This window comes from Luteitalea pratensis, from assembly GCF_001618865.1.
Classification (GTDB): domain Bacteria; phylum Acidobacteriota; class Vicinamibacteria; order Vicinamibacterales; family Vicinamibacteraceae; genus Luteitalea; species Luteitalea pratensis.
On record NZ_CP015136.1, the window covers coordinates 5,630,194 to 5,646,915 of the forward strand.

15 protein-coding genes are annotated in these 16,722 nt (G+C 67.3%); 4 read left to right on the forward strand and 11 right to left on the reverse strand.

The features are described 5' to 3' along the window. Positions 1-259: 259 nt before the first annotated feature. The 4 genes from LuPra_RS23585 to LuPra_RS23600 form a co-directional block, all read right to left on the reverse strand. Positions 260-1,660 carry a M28 family metallopeptidase gene (locus LuPra_RS23585; RefSeq protein ID WP_157899586.1) on the reverse strand — a complete coding sequence of 467 codons (1,401 nt, stop codon included), beginning with the start codon at positions 1,658-1,660 and terminating at the stop codon, positions 260-262. Between the two features lie 206 nt (positions 1,661-1,866). Further along, a complete protein-coding gene (locus tag LuPra_RS23590) occupies positions 1,867-2,268 on the reverse strand; it encodes a gamma-glutamylcyclotransferase family protein (protein WP_110173029.1) in 402 nt (133 codons plus the stop codon). Positions 2,269-2,627: 359 nt separating this feature from the next. Further along, complete coding sequence (locus LuPra_RS23595; protein WP_110173030.1) at positions 2,628-3,710, reverse strand: hypothetical protein; 1,083 nt, start codon at positions 3,708-3,710, stop codon at positions 2,628-2,630. A 111-nt stretch (positions 3,711-3,821) separates the two neighbouring features. After that, on the reverse strand, positions 3,822-4,751 hold the full coding sequence (locus LuPra_RS23600; RefSeq protein ID WP_157899587.1) for an ABC transporter permease: 930 nt from the start codon (positions 4,749-4,751) through the stop codon (positions 3,822-3,824). A 47-nt stretch (positions 4,752-4,798) separates the two neighbouring features. Here LuPra_RS23600 and LuPra_RS23605 point away from each other — a divergent pair, with 47 nt between their 5' ends. Next, positions 4,799-5,161, forward strand: coding sequence for a four helix bundle protein (locus LuPra_RS23605; protein WP_110173032.1), 363 nt, complete (start codon positions 4,799-4,801; stop codon positions 5,159-5,161). A 62-nt stretch (positions 5,162-5,223) separates the two neighbouring features. On the opposite strand, the gene LuPra_RS23610 is transcribed toward LuPra_RS23605, so the two are convergent. From LuPra_RS23610 to LuPra_RS23635, 6 genes are all read right to left on the reverse strand, one after another. After that, positions 5,224-6,147, reverse strand: a complete 924-nt coding sequence (locus LuPra_RS23610) for an ABC transporter ATP-binding protein (RefSeq protein WP_110173033.1) — start codon at positions 6,145-6,147, stop codon at positions 5,224-5,226. After that, positions 6,144-6,986 (reverse strand): ABC transporter permease, encoded by an 843-nt coding sequence (locus LuPra_RS23615; protein WP_110173034.1) that lies wholly within the window; start codon positions 6,984-6,986, stop codon positions 6,144-6,146. Before LuPra_RS23615 ends, LuPra_RS23610 begins: the two co-directional genes overlap by 4 nt. Continuing rightward, positions 6,973-7,917 (reverse strand): ABC transporter ATP-binding protein, encoded by a 945-nt coding sequence (locus LuPra_RS23620; protein ID WP_234800525.1) that lies wholly within the window; start codon positions 7,915-7,917, stop codon positions 6,973-6,975. The genes LuPra_RS23615 and LuPra_RS23620 overlap by 14 nt, the downstream gene beginning before the upstream one ends. A 250-nt stretch (positions 7,918-8,167) precedes the next feature. Then, the gene (locus LuPra_RS23625) at positions 8,168-8,743 is read right to left on the reverse strand and encodes an HDIG domain-containing metalloprotein (protein WP_110173036.1); all 576 of its coding nucleotides are present in this window, start codon (positions 8,741-8,743) and stop codon (positions 8,168-8,170) included. Then, positions 8,740-10,233: an APC family permease gene (locus tag LuPra_RS23630; protein WP_110173037.1), complete on the reverse strand. Its 1,494-nt coding sequence runs from the start codon at positions 10,231-10,233 to the stop codon at positions 8,740-8,742. Before LuPra_RS23630 ends, LuPra_RS23625 begins: the two co-directional genes overlap by 4 nt. Before the next feature lie 212 nt (positions 10,234-10,445). Beyond that, positions 10,446-10,886, reverse strand: coding sequence for an NUDIX hydrolase (locus LuPra_RS23635; RefSeq protein ID WP_234800526.1), 441 nt, complete (start codon positions 10,884-10,886; stop codon positions 10,446-10,448). A gap of 56 nt (positions 10,887-10,942) precedes the next feature. Between LuPra_RS23635 and LuPra_RS23640 the strand changes: the two genes are divergently transcribed. Genes LuPra_RS23640 through LuPra_RS23650 form a run of 3 tightly spaced genes read left to right on the forward strand, consistent with a single transcriptional unit; the run spans position 10,943 to position 16,155 of the window. Then, complete coding sequence (locus LuPra_RS23640; RefSeq protein WP_110173039.1) at positions 10,943-13,192, forward strand: hybrid sensor histidine kinase/response regulator; 2,250 nt, start codon at positions 10,943-10,945, stop codon at positions 13,190-13,192. Positions 13,193-13,230: 38 nt separating this feature from the next. Beyond that, positions 13,231-15,183: an outer membrane protein assembly factor BamB family protein gene (locus LuPra_RS23645; RefSeq protein WP_110173040.1), complete on the forward strand. Its 1,953-nt coding sequence runs from the start codon at positions 13,231-13,233 to the stop codon at positions 15,181-15,183. Between the two features lie 3 nt (positions 15,184-15,186). Then, positions 15,187-16,155 (forward strand): hypothetical protein, encoded by a 969-nt coding sequence (locus LuPra_RS23650; RefSeq protein ID WP_110173041.1) that lies wholly within the window; start codon positions 15,187-15,189, stop codon positions 16,153-16,155. Between the two features lie 152 nt (positions 16,156-16,307). On the opposite strand, the gene LuPra_RS23655 is transcribed toward LuPra_RS23650, so the two are convergent. Then, the gene (locus tag LuPra_RS23655; RefSeq protein WP_110173042.1) at positions 16,308-16,721 is read right to left on the reverse strand and encodes a secondary thiamine-phosphate synthase enzyme YjbQ; all 414 of its coding nucleotides are present in this window, start codon (positions 16,719-16,721) and stop codon (positions 16,308-16,310) included. Position 16,722 lies beyond the last annotated feature (1 nt).

A 16,722-nucleotide genomic window follows, 5' to 3' on the forward strand; every position in this document is an offset into this window, starting at 1 on the left:
CATGTCCTCTCCGGGGCCGTCAAGTTGGTAGGGACGCCTCTGCGAGGCGTCCATGTCCTCTCCGAGGCGTCGATGTCCTCTCTCCGGGGCGTCCATCCTCCCGTAGGAGATGGACCGCTCGGAGAGCGGTCCCTACCTACCGTCACGTTGGTAGGGACGCCTCTCCGAGGCGTCCATGTCCTCTCCGAGGCGTCGATGTCCTCTCTCCGGGGCGTCCATCCTCCCGTAGGAGATGGACCGATCGGAGAGCGGTCCCTACCTACTTCACCTTGATTTCCACGGGCGTGCGCGGCGGGTTGGCGTAGGCCGACACGAGGCTCTCGTGGCCGCCAGGGCCGACCGCCGCGACTCCGAACACGTAGTCATCCACTGACACGTCTGGCAACACGATCTCGGTGACGTTGCCGACGTGCCGCTCGAACTGCCAGTCCGGAGTCCATGCCTCGCGCCAGAAGATGCGATATCCGACCGCGCCCTCGGAGGCACGCCAGCGCAGCCGTGCGTCGTAGCCGGATGGACCACGATCCAGCTGCGGCACGCCGCGGTCCGACGTGATCGCCGGTGCCGCCGGCGCCATCGCCAGCGCCGCGGCTCCGGCGACGTTGACCTTCGTGTTCCGTGCCAGGTACGCCGCATCGACGCCGTCAGCGGTGTCCTCCACCACGTGCTGTCGTCCGTAATTCTCATTCGCTTCGCTGAAGCGGATGCCGGCGTACCCGCGCTGGTTGAAAGCGGTGTGGTCGCCACCGCGACCGAACCGATCGTGCCGCGCGATGAGGCGTACCCGGTGCGACGGCACGTAACGCGCGGCCGTGCGGTACACATAGCGCGCAAGCTGGCGTGACGACGAGTCCTCGGGTCCCTCCGCAAACACGCGCACCGATTCCGCGTCGACGATACCGTTGCCGCCGCGCGAGTTGCCGATGATGTCGTTGTTGAAGACGGCGTCGATCACGGCCTTGTCCGCCCGCGCCTTCTGGGCGTGCAGGTGCGCCCCGACCAGCCCCTGCTCTTCGCCGGCAAATGCGACGAAGACCAGCGTCGCATCGAACTCGAGACCGCTCTGCGCGAGCACACGCGCCGCCTCCATCGTCAAGGCCGTGCCGCTGCCATCGTCGTTCGCGCCCGGCGCGGGAAGATCACCGGCGGCCCAGTCGAACCCTCCGTTTGCCGAGGCTGCGCGAGGACTGCCTGCGGCCGCTGGCGCCGTCGCGGCTGCGGCGGCGGTGGTGACGGCGGCCGACTGCGGCGGCCGGACCGGACGTGCCACGGTGTCGTAGTGGCCGCTCACGTAGATGCGGCGAGCCGTGCGCCCGGGCAACACGGCGACGACGTTACGGATGCGGACGTCCCTCAGGATGCGCTCGCCCTGGGCGGGGATCTCGTAATCGTCGAAACTCACCTGCAGCCGTGGACTCGCCGCGCGGAACTCGTCGTGGATCCATTGCGCCGCGGCGCCGAGCCCTCGAACCGGGTCGGCCTGGCTGGACAGCGTGTGGCGGGTGCCGAACGCCGCCAACCTGTCGACGGTGGCCGAGAGGCGCTCGGCTGAGATCTGTGCAAGCACCTGCTCGATCCGGGGGTCGGCGTCCTGCGCGAACGCGGGCAGGGCAAAGGCTGTGGCTAGAAAGGCAGTCTGCACAGCGGGGCGAAATGGCATGCGCGGCAGCTTATCAGGGAGAGTGAGGTAGGGACCGCTCTCCGAGCGGTCCATGACCGCGGGGTACCTGGGCGGAGGTGGACGGCTCCTGCCTCCGCCAAGGCTGCGGCTGGTCAGTCTGGAGAGGCGTCGCGGTGGACGGCTCGCAGAGGCGTCTCGTGGACGGCTCGGAGCGGCGTCGGGGTGGACGGCTCGGAGAGCCGTCCCTACCTCACGCGTACGTGCTGGAGGTAGTCGCCCGAGTCGATGCGCTGGGCGCCTCCCAGCGGGGCGTTGTAGAAGTAGACCCACGCCTCCAGGCTCTCGCCGGAATCGAGTTGCACGGGACAGAGATGACGCGTGTACAGGCTCTGGGCGATGTGCCCTTCGCGGTAGCCTTCGATTTCATCGAGCGCGGCAAGGACACCCGCCGGGTCGTCCATCTCGTAGACCTCGCCCCACACGCAGCCGTCCGGGTCGGGAATCGCGGCCGGGTAGATGCCCAGGTCGTACAGTGACGCGCGAATGCAGCCACGTCGCCGATGGCGAAGTTTGCCCTCGATGCCTGCGCGACGACGCCGATCGAATCCCGTCATCAACGTGCCGTAGAAGAACGCAGCAGTGTTCACGGAAGCCTGTGACCGGATCGGCGGCTCGTGAACTCGACCGCGGACGCGGGAGCAACAGAGCTACACGCGACGCGGCAAGAAATGCCATCCCCGACGTGGAGAAGGCCGAGCCCACCTGCGCGGCACGCACGCGGGAAAATCGCGGCCGAAGCGACAGCCGGGCCCTCCCTGCTGGCGTTTTCGGCGTGGCTGAAACACGGAGTCTAGCAGAAAAGCCACGGGCCGGCCGAGGTTGCCCTCGCCGGCCCGCGTCATTGGATCCCCCGTCCGACGTCCTTCTTCAGCGCACTGTTTCAGGCGTGCCTGGGGCTTGCCGCGCCGAAGCTCTCGCGCTTTCCAGCGAGAAGCGAAGGCGGGCCCTAGTTCTCCGCGCGCTGGTGCAGCTGCTTCCAGTGTGCGTCGTGTGTCGCGCTCGCCTGCTTGACGATGACGTCGAGCATCTCGGCCGGCAGCGTCAGGTGCAGCGCCACGCCGTTGCCGGTGCCTTCGATCTGGATGGAGTTGAGCAGGGGCTTGAGCTCCGGCTTGGCATCGACCTGGAGGCGCGCGAGCGCGAGGACACCCTGGAGCACCTCACGCATGTTCTTGCCGGCTTCTTCGTCCTTGCCTTCGGCCCGCACCGTCGCCTGGAGCCCGCCATTCAGGTGTCCTGACGCAGCGAACCACTTGACCTCGGGAATCTGCTGCAGGATCTGGGTCGGAAGCTCGGCGCCGTCCTGCAGGACCTTCGGGCGGCCAATGGCCCACACCGTTGAATTCTGGTCGACGCTCTCGAGCATGCGGACGAACTCACCGTCGCTCGTGATGCTGGCGGTGCCGGCGCCCTGGCTGCGGTCGATGGCGGCCTTGACCGCGGCGTCGGAGCCGACGATGACCAGGTTGGCATTGACGAGGGCGATGACGGGCGGGACGCGCTCGTGCAGCGTCGGCTCGACTATGGGCTCGGTGCCTGTCGGCTCGGCCGGTTCGGTGGTGGGCTCGGATTCGGTGTGCGCCGGCGCCTGGAGGATCTTGGCGCCCTTGTACTCGCTGATCTGGCCGCCCTTGCTGACGACGAGGGCCTCGATCTTCCCGATGTCGAAACGGCCGCGGAGGGCGACGAATGCGTCGGAGTGCCCACCCGGCGATATGGCGGCGATGACGGCGTCGATGTCCTGCTCGACGTCGATGCCGGTGTGTTCCTGGAATTCCTGCCGCCCCTTGCCCTCATCGTCCATCAAGGTCGTGAGGCGCTGGCGGAACTCCGACGACATGACTCCCTGGACGTTCGCGTACGCGACGACGGCGGCGCCGACGGGTACGAGGGACAGTTCGTCCGGGCCGGCATTGCTCGCGAAGGCGCGCGGCATGCCACCCATGTAGGCGACGGTGCCGGCAGTCAGCCCGGCGGTGAGGATGGCGGCCGAGCCAACGAGGAAGTAACGGGTCTTTGCGGTGCTCATCGGAAATTCACCCCTGTATAGCCAATGTAACGTACTCGGCGGCAGGAAGGTTCCCAGCCCTGCCGTACTGGCTTGGGACGAAGGGCCAGGAATTCTGAATTGCCGGCCTTCCTACTGCTCGAGGACGTATTCCCGCCGGGTGACGGTCCGCATGGCCAGCCACAGGGTCGTCGCGGTGATGAGGACGAGCCAGAACAGGCTCGTGCCGACCGTTGGAAACTCACGGAAGAGCGACGTCAGCAGGCTGGCGGTGCTGTCATCGGTCGGCATCGCCTGTGGCACCAGGCCCTGGAGGTAATAGGCCACCGAGAAGCGGCGGAGATAGCCGGGGATGACCAGCATCGCCGGTTCCCAGGCGAAAACGAAGGCCAGGCCGGTCAACAGCGGCCGCTTGAACTGGGCCCCCACCCACGCGAACACGGCGCCATAGGCGGCCAGGCCCAGGACGATGACGACCAGGTCCTTGACGAGATCCATGAACCCGCCGGCCAACGATGCTCCCGGCCTGGACATGATCAGCAGGTAGACCAGGACCACCGATGGGAGGACGACGGCGACCGTGCAGACCAGGTACGCCAGGTACTTGCCGAGGAGCACGGCGCCGCGCGGAATCGGGCGCGAGAACAGGTACGTGATCGTCTTGTCCTCGACTTCGTCGGCCATCAGGGACGTGCCGTAGAACACGGCCAGCACGGGCACGGCAAAGCGCAGGTAGAACACCCAGACCATGAGCCCGAAGATGGCGGCGCTGCCGACCTTCACGCCGTCGATCTGCACCCCGCCCTGCGCCGCAAACATGTCGATCACCCGCACCGCGAGCGCGATCAGGAGCGGTCCGCCGACCACGAGGGCCATGAACACCGTCCGCCGCGACCACAGCATCTGGTCGAGCGAGAGATCGAAGATGCGTGCCGAGGCTCGCCACAGCGACAGGCTCGCCGCGCCGCGGCTCGCTGGCGTTCCGGGTATCGGGTCACGGGTGACGGGTACCGACTTCCCCGCCACGTCCGAACCGGGCGTGACCTCGGCTGTGACGTTCATCTGCGCGCTCCCAGTCTCGGGCATGGTATTGGCTCACGGCAGGGGGCATGAGCCCCCTCAACGATTTCCATGAACTCGAGGCGTGGCAGCGAGCCATGGATCTTGCCGTCCTCGTCCTCGGTGCGACTCCACAGCTTCCGGCGGCGGAACGTTTCGGGCTTGGCGCTCAGATGCGCGCTGCGGCGGTGTCGATCCCGAGCAACATCGCCGAGGGCTATGGCAGAGGCACAAGACCGGACTACCTGCGCTTCCTTCACATGGCACGCGGCTCGGCCAACGAACTGACGACGCTCTTGCTGCTCGTCGAGCGGCTGGGCTACCTGACACCGATAAGCCTCGAGCCGATGCTCGAACTCCTCGAGCGTGTGCGCGCAATGATGCATAAGCTCATTGCGACATTGGCGCGCTGACTCGACGCGAAGCAGGCAACCGGTACCCGTGACCCGGTACCCGTAACCCGGGCAGATGCCGTTCACTTGACCAAGTACCCAAACACCGCCGCGAGATTGTCGTCGGGCGAGGTGACCTCCTCGATGCGGCCGAAGGTCTCGGCGGCAGCGAGGTTGGTGACCTGCGTGTAGAACGTATCGGGGGCGTCGGTCTCCACCACGAGGGCGTCGCCTTCGAACCGCAGGCTGCGCACGTAGGCGTACGACAGGCACTCGCGGGCCAGTTCGCGCGGGCGCTCGGCGCGGATGTGGACGGTGTGCGGATGGTGGTCGATGAGCCCACGGATGTCGTGGACGTCGCCCTCGGCCAGAATCCGGCCGTTGTTGATGAGGAGCACGTTGCTCGTCATCGCCTCCACCTCGTGGAGGATGTGGCTCGAGACCAGGACGCTGCGGCCGTCACGCGCCCATTCTCGGATGATGCGGATGGTGCGGCGCCGCATCAGCGGATCCATGCCCGTGAGCGGTTCGTCGAGGATGAGCAGGTCGGGGTCGTGCACGAGCGCCTGCGCGAGTTTCACGCGCTGCCGCATGCCCTTGCTGTAGGCGCCGATCTTCTTGTCAGCGGCGGGCACGAGATCCACGGCCTCGAGCGCGCCGAGAGCGGCATGGCGCGCCTCGGTGCTCGAGTAGCCATTGAGCCGCACCAGCGCCGACACCCATTCGAGTCCGGTCATCCGCTCGTAGAAGGCGTCCTGCTCCGGACAGAAGCCGATGCGCGTGTACGCGGCCGGGTTGTTCCAGATCGACCCGCCGAGCACCGTCATGGCGCCCTTGCTCGGCTTCAGCTGACCGGTGATCAGCTTCATGAACGTCGACTTGCCTGCCCCATTGGGGCCGAGCAGTCCGGTGATGCCGGCCGGAATCGTCACCGAGACGTCGTTGAGGCCGATGACCTGTCCGTACCACTTGGACACGTGGTCGGCGGTGATGATCGCGGCGCTCATGCCACCACCTCCACGCCACGCACGCGCCGCTCGAGTACCGACGCCGAGATCACGATGACGGCCAGCAGCACCAGGAACGACACGGTTGCCGGCGTCTGGTGCCGCGGTACCTGCCGGAAGATGACGTCGCCCACCTGGTCGAGGCTCGCCTGGATGGAGACCCACGAAATCGCCGACGATCCGGTGATGAAGCGAAGCGCGTTGAACATCGCGTCCGAGAAGATCAACACGCCGGCAAAGAGGATGCCGACAAAGCGGCTGCTGCGCGACAGCGAGGAGAGCGCCGTCATGCCGAACGTGATGACGATGACCGTCAGCAGGCAGTAGAGCGTGACCGACGCGATCAGCGACGCGTTGGCCTTGAGGAAGCTGAAACTGCCGGAGAACGCGATCTGGAAGATGAGCAGCAGGATCGCCGGCAACCAGGTGATCCCCAGCAGGAACGTCGCGAGCACCGTCATCTTGCCGAGGATGTACTCGGCGCGCGTGACCGGCTTGGACAGGTACAGCTGCAACGCGTTGGCGCGGCGGTCGTTGGCGATGAGCCCGGCGCCCACGTACACCGTGATCAGGAAGACGAAGATGCTCTGCTGACCAAGGAAGTCGCGGAACGTCTGGGCCGACGGCGCCAGGAACGTCGCTGCCTGCGAGAAGTTGGACGCGAGGAACAACTGGCTCGCCCGGACGACGAACGGGATCCACGCGACGATGAGCAGGCCCAGGAACGCGCGCCGCGACAGGAACGACATCAGGCCGGCGCGGGCAATCACCGTCCAGGCGCTTCGGACCGGCCGCTTCTCGCCGCTGTAGCGCCGGTACGATTGATCATGGATGGGCACGGCCGCCTCCTTCGATGGCGTCGATGAAGACGTCTTCCAGCGTCGGCACGCTCGGGCGCAGGTGGCGCACCTGCACCCCCTCCGTAGACGCCAACGCGAAGACGTCGCGCGCGGTGCGGCCTGCCGGCACCAGCACGCGCATGACGTCATCGTCGGTGCCGTGCGCTTCGAGCCCGTTGGTGCGGAGCGCGTCGATGAACTGCGGCAGGTTCCCCTTGATGCGCAGCTCGAACACGCTGCCGCCCGTGCCCTTGAGGGTGGCGATCGGCCCCTGGGTGGCGATGCGTCCCTTATCCATCACGATGACGTGATCGCAGGTGTGCTCGACGTCGGGCAGCAGGTGCGACGACAGGATCAGGTTGACGCGCTTGTTGTGACCGAGGTCATGAATCAGGGCGAGCATCTCGTCGCGGCCCTTCGGGTCCATGCCGTTGGTCGGCTCGTCGAGGAAAAGCAGGTCGGGGTCGTGGACGAGCGCCTGGGCCAGCTTGATACGCTGCTTCATGCCTGTCGAGTAGGTCTCGACGTTGCGGTACCGAGCCTCGCCCAGGCCCACGTAATAGAGCACCTCGTGGGCACGCTGCATGGCGTCTACCGGCGGCAGGCCCGAGAGCTGCCCGCAGTACGCCACGAAGGTGACCGCATTCATGCCCGGGATGTGCGAGTCGTTCTCGGGCATGTAGCCGATGCGGGCGCGGATGTCCTGCGCCTTGTGGCGCACGTCGAGCCCGAGCACCAGCATCTGGCCGTGGGTCGGCACGATGAAGCCGAGCAGGGCCTTGATCATCGTGCTCTTGCCCGCCCCGTTCGGTCCCAGCAGACCGACGGCGCCGGCGGGAAACTGGACAGCGACACCTGACAGGGCCTCGTTCTTCCCGTAGACGACGGTGACGTCGTCCAGGGACACCACGGAGGAGGGATCGAGACTCACGACTCAGGGCTCACGGCTCAGGGCCTCGGGGAAACGCACCGCGCGGCTGGGCCAGGCGGCAAGCAACGGGCCGCAGGCCGCGCCCGCGATGGGACGGGGCGCAGGCGGCGGACTACAGGCTACATACGGAGGGGGACGGAGCGGGGTTCGTCGGCCCGAGTCTCACGTCTCAAGTCTCAGGTCTCAGGACTTGCCTGAGACCTGAGGCTTGAGGCTTGAGGCTTGAGACTTGAGTCTCGAGACGTGAGACCTACGGCTCCCCGCGCAGCCCCAGGAGGTCAGCCTCCTCGCGGAGCGACTCGATGACGTTGCCGATGTGGGTCTCGAGCGGCAAGCCGAGGCCCTCCGCCCCCTGTATCAGGTCTTCCCGCGACACCGCCCGGGCGAACCCCTTGTCCTTGATCTTCTTCTTGACCGACGCGGCCTCCAGATCCATGACGCTCTTCGATGGCCGCACGAGTGCGGCCGCCGTCACGAAGCCTGACATTTCGTCGCACGCATAGAGGACCTTCTCCAGCGGGCTGTCGCGGCTCACGCCGCTGTAGTTGGCGTGCGAGAGGATGGCCCGCGTGACTATCTCCGGATAGCCATGCTGGGCAAGAATCTCGACACCCCTGTAGGGATGCTCTTCCAGCGAAGGCCATCGCTCGTAGTCGAAGTCGTGCAGGAGCGCCGTCACGCTCCACACCGCCTCGTCCCCACCCATACGCCTCGCGTAGCCGCGCACGGCGGCATCGACGGCGTAGGCATGGCGCCTGAGGCTCTCGCTCTTCGTGTACTCGTGCAGCAGCGCGAGTGCGGCCTTTCGATCGGGTGTCCAGCTCATGCCCGCGCACTTCCCTTCGCCACCAGGTACACCGGCAGCCCGGCGAGGACGATCGCGAGCCCAGGCCATGTCGTCGCCGGCCGGTACGCGAACAGGACGAACAGGATCGCGAGGGCACCGACGATGTACAGGGCGGGGATGACCGGGTAGCCGAGCGCCTTGTAGGGACGTGGCGCGTCCGGACGGGTCACGCGCAGGCGAAACAGCCCAGCCACCGTGAGCGCATAGAAAATCAGCGCCGCAGAAATGACGTAATCGAGCAGGTTCGAGTAGAGGTTGCCGTAGCGGCCGGTCGTGGCGTCGTAGGTGCGTGGCAGCACGAGCAGGACCGCCCACAGCCCCTGCAGCACCAACCCGAAGGCGGGCACTCGCGCCGCGTTCAACTCGCCGGCGCGACGGAAGAACAGGCCATCGCGGGCCATCGCGTAATAGGCGCGCGCCCCGGCGAGCACCAGCCCGTTCACGCAGCCGAACGTCGACACCATGATCGCGGCCGCCATGGCCGCCGCACCGATCCCGGGGAACACGGTGTTGAGCAGCAGCGTGGCGACGCGGTCCGACGGCGCCGACTGGATCAACTCGAGCGGCAACGCCACCAGGTACGCGACGTTGGACAGCACGTACAGCCCTGTGACGATGGCCGTGCCGAGCACCATCGAGAGCGGCAACGTGCGCCGCGGGTCCTTCACCTCGCCGGCGGTGAAACAGATGTTGTTCCACGCGTCCGCGGAGAACAGCGACCCGGTCTGCGCAATGCCGATTGCCACGAAGAGGCCGAACGCGCTCACCGCCGTGAGACCAGGCGCGAGTTCCACGAAGCCACGCGGCTGCCAGAGGTTGCCGAAGTTGGCGCTCACGGCTTCGGCATTCCAGCCGAGCAGCAGGCCGGCGGCAATCAGGGCGACCAGTGCCCCGGTCTTCGCCGTGGTGAAGACGTTCTGAACGATCTTCCCGTACTCGAGGCCGCGCGTGTTGCTCCACGTCAGGAGGGCGATGAGCAGGACGCCGACCAGTTGCGCCGTCGACAGCGACAGCGCGTATCCGGAAGTGACGTGGATCGGCGCGATCAGGTACTGGTCCTCGGCGACGGCTGGAAACAGCACGCCCGTGAACCGCGCGAAGGCCACGGCCACGGCCGCGATCGTGCCGGTCTGGATGACGGTGAAGAGCGTCCAGCCGTAGAGGAACCCCCACAGCGGCGAGAACGCCTCACGGAGGAACACGTACTGGCCGCCGGCCCTCGGCATCATGGCCGCCAGTTCCCCGTACGCCAGGGCCGCGCCGATGGTGAGGACGCCGGTCAGCACCCACGCCAGCAGCAGCCATCCCGGACTGCCGATGAGGCGGGCCATGTCGGCCGAGACGATGAAGATGCCCGAGCCGATCATCGAACCGACGACGACCATGGTGGCGTCGTAGAGGCCGAGGCCGCGGCGGAATTCGCTGTCGAGGCCGGCATCCCGTACGTCCGCCGAAGTTGGAGTGAGCATGAGCCCGGCAATATATCAGGAGCTTCGCCGGGTACCGGGTACCGGGGTACGGGTACCGGGGTACGGGTACCGGGGTACGGGTACCGGGAACCGGGAACCGGGACCGGGAACCAACTCATGCCTCATGGCGACAGCCGCGTCGGTGTTACCCGGTACGCGGATCCCGCCGTGTGAGGGGTACCCGGAACCCGGTACCCGGCACCCGACCCCCATCAGGCATCAGGCATGACCATCTCCCTGGCCCGGCTGATGACCTCGAGTGCCTTGTCGGTCAGTTGGTACGGCGCGAGGGCATCCAACTGCACCCACTCCGCCTCCGACACATCGTCGCCGGCCTGCAGCGAGCCGCCGACGGGTACGCAGAGGTAATCCACGAGTACGAAGTGGTACTTCACGCGCCCATCCTCATCGCGCAGGATGCGGTCGAAGACCTCGATCACCGGGCCGACGCGCACGACGAGCCCGGTCTCTTCCAGCAACTCGCGGGCGACCCCCACCTCGAGCGTCTCGCCAACCTCGAGGCCACCGCCGGGAAGGCTCCATCGCAGCGCGAGCGGCTCGTACTTGCGCTTGATGAGGAGGACATGGCCATCGTCGACGACGACAGCGCCGACGCCGACGATGGGACGAGCTGGGTAGAGACGCTGCGACACGATGCTTATGGAACAGCTTACATGACGTGGCTTCCGCCGTATGCTTGCGCCACGTCATGGAGCCCGCGCCCGCACTGATCGCGCTACCGACGGCGCGCCTCGTCACGTGGACGTGGCGACCCGAGGGAGGCCGGCTGATCGTGCCGACCAATGCGGACACGGCGCTCGGCGCCGAACTCGCCGCGGCGCTGGCGCAGCCGGACTGGGGCTTCGTGCACCCGGACGACGTGGCCAGCCTCGATACGGCGCTCCAGCGCTGCCTCCGTGATAACGAGCCCATCGAGCGGGCGGTGCGCGTGCATCCCGATCTCGGTTCGCCGGTGACATGGCTCGAGGTTCACGCCACGTGCGCCGATACGACCGACGGGCCGCAGTTGCGCGGTGTGATGCTCGACGGCACGCGGCGGCGCCTGGCCGAATCGGCCCGCGAGCGGCAGGAGGCGCGCTACCGGCTGATCATGGACAGCGCGCGCGAATACGCGATCCTGACCCTGGATCGGGGCGGCCGCATCACCGGCTGGAGCGTGGGGGCGGCGCGCGTGTTCGGCTACACGGAGGCCGAGGCCATCGGCCTGCCGGCCGCGGCCCTCTTCACTCCGGAAGATGCAGCGGCCAGCGTCCCGGAACAGGAGATCGCCAGGGCACTGTCGCGGGGGCATTCGAAGGACGAACGCTGGCACGTGCGCAAGGATGGGACGCGCTTCTTCGGCAGCGGCCTGATGATGCGCATGGACGGCGACGACGAGACGAGTCGCCTGCTGAAGATCCTGCGCGATCGCACGCTGGAGGAGCAGGCCCGCACGGCGCTTGCGGAAAGCCAGGAACGTCTGCGGCTCGCAACCGACGCCGCCGGACTGGGTGTATTCGAGTGGAACCTGGAGACCGGCACGGCCCTGTGGGAGAACACGCGGATGTACGAGATCTTCGGGCGCCACCCCGAGGAGGGGCCGCTCGATGCGGAATGCGTCGTCGCGAAACTGGTGCCCGGCGATCTCGAACGGCTGCGCACGGCGCTGCAAGAGCATCCAGACCAGGGCGAACCGCTGCACCTCGTGGTCGGCATCAACGACGAGGACGGCGCGTCGCCGCGGTTCCTCGAACTGTGGGGACGCTACGGACGCGACGCCGAGGGTTCACGCACCCGGCTGATTGGGGTGGTGGCCGACGTCACCGCGCAGCGGCGGGCGCAGGCGGCGTTGATCGAAGCCGACAGGCGCAAGGACGCGTTCCTCGCGACGCTGGCGCACGAGTTGCGCAACCCGCTGGCGCCGATTCGTCATGCGCTCGAGATCCTGCGCCGGGCCGAACACGACCCGGCGCTGACCACGCGCGCCCGTACCCTGATGGAGCGGCAGATCTCGCAGATGGTGCGCCTCATCGACGACCTGCTCGATCTCTCCCGCATCACGCTCGGCAAGATCAGCCTGCGGCGCCAGATCGTGTCGCTCGAGGACATGGTCGGGAGCGCGATCGAGACCTGCCAACCGATCCTCGACGCGGCCGGCCAGCGCCTCGACGTGCATGTGCCCACCGACGACGTGCATGTGCTCGGCGACCTGACGCGCCTGGCGCAGGTACTGACCAACCTGCTGAACAACGCGAGCAAGTTCTCCGGCCCTGGTCAATCCATCAGCCTCGTCGTCGACGTGTCGGACCACCACGTGACGTGCCGGGTCACGGATCAGGGTGCCGGCATCACCAGCGAGGAGTTGCCGACGATCTTCGACATGTTCGCGCAGGGAACCGACCGCATGCAGCAGGCGCGCGGCGGGCTTGGCGTTGGCCTGGCGCTGGTCAGGCAACTCGTGGGCATGCACGGTGGGACGGTGCATGCCGAGAGCGCCGGGCACGGCAAAGGGAGTACCTTCACGTTCATGCTGCCGCGGCTGCCCGCACCCGCGGGGCGGACGGTGGCCGACACACGGCCGGAGATGATGCAGACCATGAAGCGCGTGCTGGTAGTGGATGACAATGCCGATTCGGCCGAGAGCCTGTCGCTGTTGCTGGAGTTGATGGGACACACGGTACGGACGGCCCACGATGGCGAAGAGGCGCTCGAGCAGGCCGAGGCGTTCCGTCCGGAGCTCGTGCTCATGGACATCGGGATGCCGCGCATGGACGGCTACGAGGCGGCGCGTCGATTGCGACAGTTCCCATGGGCAGCCGGGGTCGTGATCGTGGCGCTGACTGGCTGGGGCCAGGACGAGGACAAGCGGCGGAGCGAGGAAGCGGGCTTCGATCGGCACCTGATCAAGCCCGTGGACCCGACCGCCCTCGAGGCACTCCTCGGTCAGACGGCACAGTGACCACCGTTCTGGTGCCGGTTCGCGTACCATCCCGACGAATGCTGCTGGCGCGCCCGATCGTCGGAACGCTGATGCTGCTCGCGGCCGCTCGGCCGGGCGCGGCGCAGGCCACCGGCCGCGCGATCTTCGAGCAGCGCTGCGCACAGTGCCATGGTGGTGACGGCAACGGCGGCGAGATGGGCCCCCCGATCGCCGTCCGGCTCCCGGTCCTGAGCGACACCGACATCACGACGCTGATTCGCGAGGGCCGTCCCGCCAGGGGCATGCCGCCGCAGGTCGTCCCCGCGGCGGACATGGCGGCGCTGCTGCAGCATCTCCGATCCATCGAGCGTCGCGAGGCACCGCTGCCCCGCCGTATCGTGCGCATCGACGGCGGAACGACGCTGGAGGGCGAGGTGCTCGGCGAGGGCGTCGACGACCTGCAACTGCGCACCGGCGATGGCCGGGTGCACCTGCTGCGCAAGGACGGCGACCGCCTCCGTGCAGTGACGTCCGAGGTCGACTGGCCGAACTACAACGGCGAGGCCGGCGGTAACCGCCACACGTCGCTGCGCGGCATCGACAAGGGCAACGTGAGCCGGCTTGCGCCCCAGTGGATGGCGACGATGCCAGGCGGCGGCTCGCTCCAGGTCACACCGGTGGTAGTGGGCGGCATCATGTACGTCACCGCCCCGAATGAATGCGTCGCGCTCGACGCCGGCACCGGCCGGCGCCTGTGGCGCTACAGCCGGCCGCGCACCAAGGGCATCCAGGGCGGCCATGCCAATCGCGGCGTCGCCGTGGCGGGTGATCGCGTGTTCATGATGACCGACCATGCGCACCTGATCGCGCTTGACCGGTTCACCGGCGCGCTGCAGTGGGACACGGTGCTCGCCGACTGGCGCGAGAACTATTCGGGCTCCTCGGCGCCGCTGCCGACAGGCGACCTGATCGTGACGGGCGTAGGCGGCGGCGAACATGGCGCCAACGGCTTCGTGGTCGCTGTCGACCAGGCCACGGGCAAGGAAGTCTGGCGCTTCCGCACCGTCCCGCGTCCGGGCGAACCCGGCTCCGAGACATGGCAGGGCAAGGACATCGAGCACGGCGGCGCGCCCACCTGGTTCACGGGCAGCTACGACCCTGCCCTCGACCTCGTCTACTGGCCGACCGGCAATCCGTCGAAGGAGTACGACGGCAGCGATCGGAAGGGCGACAACCTGTACGCCTCCTGCATCCTGGCGCTCGATCGGCGCACCGGCGCGCTGCGCTGGCACTACCAGTTCACCCCGCACGACCTGTGGGACTGGGACGCAACACAGACGTCGGTGCTCATCGATGCGCTTTGGCAGGGCCAGACGCGGCGTCTGTTACTGCATGCGAGCCGCAACGGCTTCTTCTACGTGTTCGACCGCGCCACCGGTGAGCGGTTGCTGTCGACGCCATTCGTCAAGAACCTCACGTGGGCCAGCGGCATCGGCAGCGATGGCCGGCCGAACCGGTTGCCCAACCAGGAGCCCTCGCCCCAGGGCACGAAAGTCTGCCCGTCGCAGGACGGCGCAACCAATTGGTTCTCGCCGTCCTTCAACCCGGCCACGGGCCTGTACTACGTGCAGACCTTCGAGAAGTGCAGCATCTACACGACCAGACCAGAAGGGCCGTGGGAAAGTGGACGCTCGTACCTCGGCGGCTCGCAGCGCACCGCCGAGGACCCGGTGCCGCAGCGGATCCTGCGGGCGATCGACGTCGCCACCGGTGCGGTGCGATGGGAGTTGCCGCAGGTCGGGACGGCTGACTCGTGGGGCGGTACGCTGAGCACGGCGACCGGCCTGGTCTTCGTCGGCGAGGACAGCGGGACGCTGATGGCGGTGGATGCCGTCTCGGGAACGCCGTTGTGGAATTTCAAGACCAACCAGATGTGGAGGGCTTCCCCGATGACCTACCAGTTCGATGGTCGCCAATACATCGCCGTCGCCGCTGGCCCCGCCATCATGGCGTTCGCGGTGCGGGACTGAGTCATGTCCGCGTTCGCCCTGCTGTTGTCGCTGCTGCTGGTTGCCGCCTCGCAGGAGGCCTCGCCCGTGTATCCCCAGGCCGAAATCACCAGTCCCCGGCTACAGGTGACCGTGCACCTGCCCGATCCCCACTCCGGCTACTACCGCGGCACGCGCTTCGACTGGTCGGGCGCCATCGCGAGCCTGCGCTGGCAAGGCCACGAGTACTTCGGCCCGTGGTTCGAGCGGCACGACCCGTTCCTCCACGACGGCATCACCGGACCTGTCGAGGAATTCCAGGCCGGCGAGTCATCGGTCGGCTACGCGGAGGCGCCGATCGGCGGTACCTTCGTACGGATTGGCGTCGGCCACGTACGCAAGCCCGAGGAACCGGCGTATCGCCGGTTCGCGACGTATGAAATCGTCAATGGCGGCAAGTGGATGATCGAGCGTGGCCCCAGCTACATGACGTTCGTGCACGAACTGGGCGAGGCCAACGGCTACGCGTACGTGTACCGGAAGACGCTGCGCCTGGAGGGCGACATGATGGTGCTGGACCATTCGCTTCGCAACACCGGCAGCAAGCGGATCGAGACCAGCGTCTACAACCACAATTTCTTCACGCTCGATCGCCGGCCGACGGGTCCACAGGTAAGTGTCACGTTCCCCTTCGACGCGAAGGCGACGCGCCCGATCGCTCCCCTGGCCACGCTCGTGGCGCGCGACCTGCGGTTTGCCCGTGAGCTCGCCGCAGGTGAGACCGTGTTCACGGAACTGGAAGGCTTCGGGACCGGAAGAGCCGACTACGACTTCCTGATGAGGCACGCGGAGACCGGCGCCGCCGTGCGAATCCGCGCCGACCGACCGCTGACGAAGCTGGTCTTCTGGTCCGCGCCGCGGACCGTGTGCCCGGAACCCTACGTCGACGCCAGCGTCGATCCGGGCCAGACGACGACATGGCGAATCACGTACGAGTTCTCGGAGATCAAGTAACCCGTCGGCTACGGCCTACAGCCTGCAGCCTCGGGACGAGCGCTCCAAGTCTCAGGTCTCAGGTCTCAGGTCTCAGGTCTCAGGTCTCAGGCCTAATGGGCTCACGTGAGACTTGAGTCCTGAGACATGGCCCTTAGCCCGTAGGCCACAGGTTACTTATCTCCTATGACTTTGATGATGACGCGCTTGCGCCGCTGCCCGTCGAACTCGGCGTAGAAGATCTGCTCCCAGGGCCCGAGGTCAAGGTCGCCATTCGTGATCGGCACGAGGACCTGGTGTCCCATCAGCGTCCGCTTGAGGTGGGCATCGGCGTTGTCCTCACCGGTCTGGTGGTGCCTGTACGGCTGGCCGGCAGGTGCCAGCTTCTCGAGCCACACCTGGAAGTCGTGGATCAGGCCGTCTTCCCAGTCGTTGACGTAGACGCCGGACGTGATGTGCATGGCCGACACGAGCGCCATGCCGTCGCGGATGCCGCTGCGCGAGACGATCGCACGCACGTGGTCGGTGATACGCACGAACTCCTGGCGCTGTTTCGTCGTGAACCAGAGGTATTCGGTGTGGACCATG

Bases quoted from the DNA above. Each gene is read 5' to 3' on its own strand.
- LuPra_RS23585 (WP_157899586.1), bottom strand. From the start codon at position 1,660: ATGCCATTTCGCCCCGCTGTGCAGACTGCCTTTCTAGCCACAGCCTTT.
- LuPra_RS23595 (WP_110173030.1), bottom strand. From the start codon at position 3,710: ATGAGCACCGCAAAGACCCGTTACTTCCTCGTTGGCTCGGCCGCCATC.
- LuPra_RS23600 (WP_157899587.1), bottom strand. From the start codon at position 4,751: ATGAACGTCACAGCCGAGGTCACGCCCGGTTCGGACGTGGCGGGGAAG.
- LuPra_RS23605 (WP_110173032.1), top strand. From the start codon at position 4,799: ATGAGCCCCCTCAACGATTTCCATGAACTCGAGGCGTGGCAGCGAGCC.
- LuPra_RS23610 (WP_110173033.1), bottom strand. From the start codon at position 6,147: ATGAGCGCCGCGATCATCACCGCCGACCACGTGTCCAAGTGGTACGGA.
- LuPra_RS23625 (WP_110173036.1), bottom strand. From the start codon at position 8,743: ATGAGCTGGACACCCGATCGAAAGGCCGCACTCGCGCTGCTGCACGAG.
- LuPra_RS23630 (WP_110173037.1), bottom strand. From the start codon at position 10,233: ATGCTCACTCCAACTTCGGCGGACGTACGGGATGCCGGCCTCGACAGC.
- LuPra_RS23640 (WP_110173039.1), top strand. From the start codon at position 10,943: ATGGAGCCCGCGCCCGCACTGATCGCGCTACCGACGGCGCGCCTCGTC.
- LuPra_RS23645 (WP_110173040.1), top strand. From the start codon at position 13,231: ATGCTGCTGGCGCGCCCGATCGTCGGAACGCTGATGCTGCTCGCGGCC.
- LuPra_RS23650 (WP_110173041.1), top strand. From the start codon at position 15,187: ATGTCCGCGTTCGCCCTGCTGTTGTCGCTGCTGCTGGTTGCCGCCTCG.
- LuPra_RS23655 (WP_110173042.1), bottom strand. From the start codon at position 16,721: ATGGTCCACACCGAATACCTCTGGTTCACGACGAAACAGCGCCAGGAG.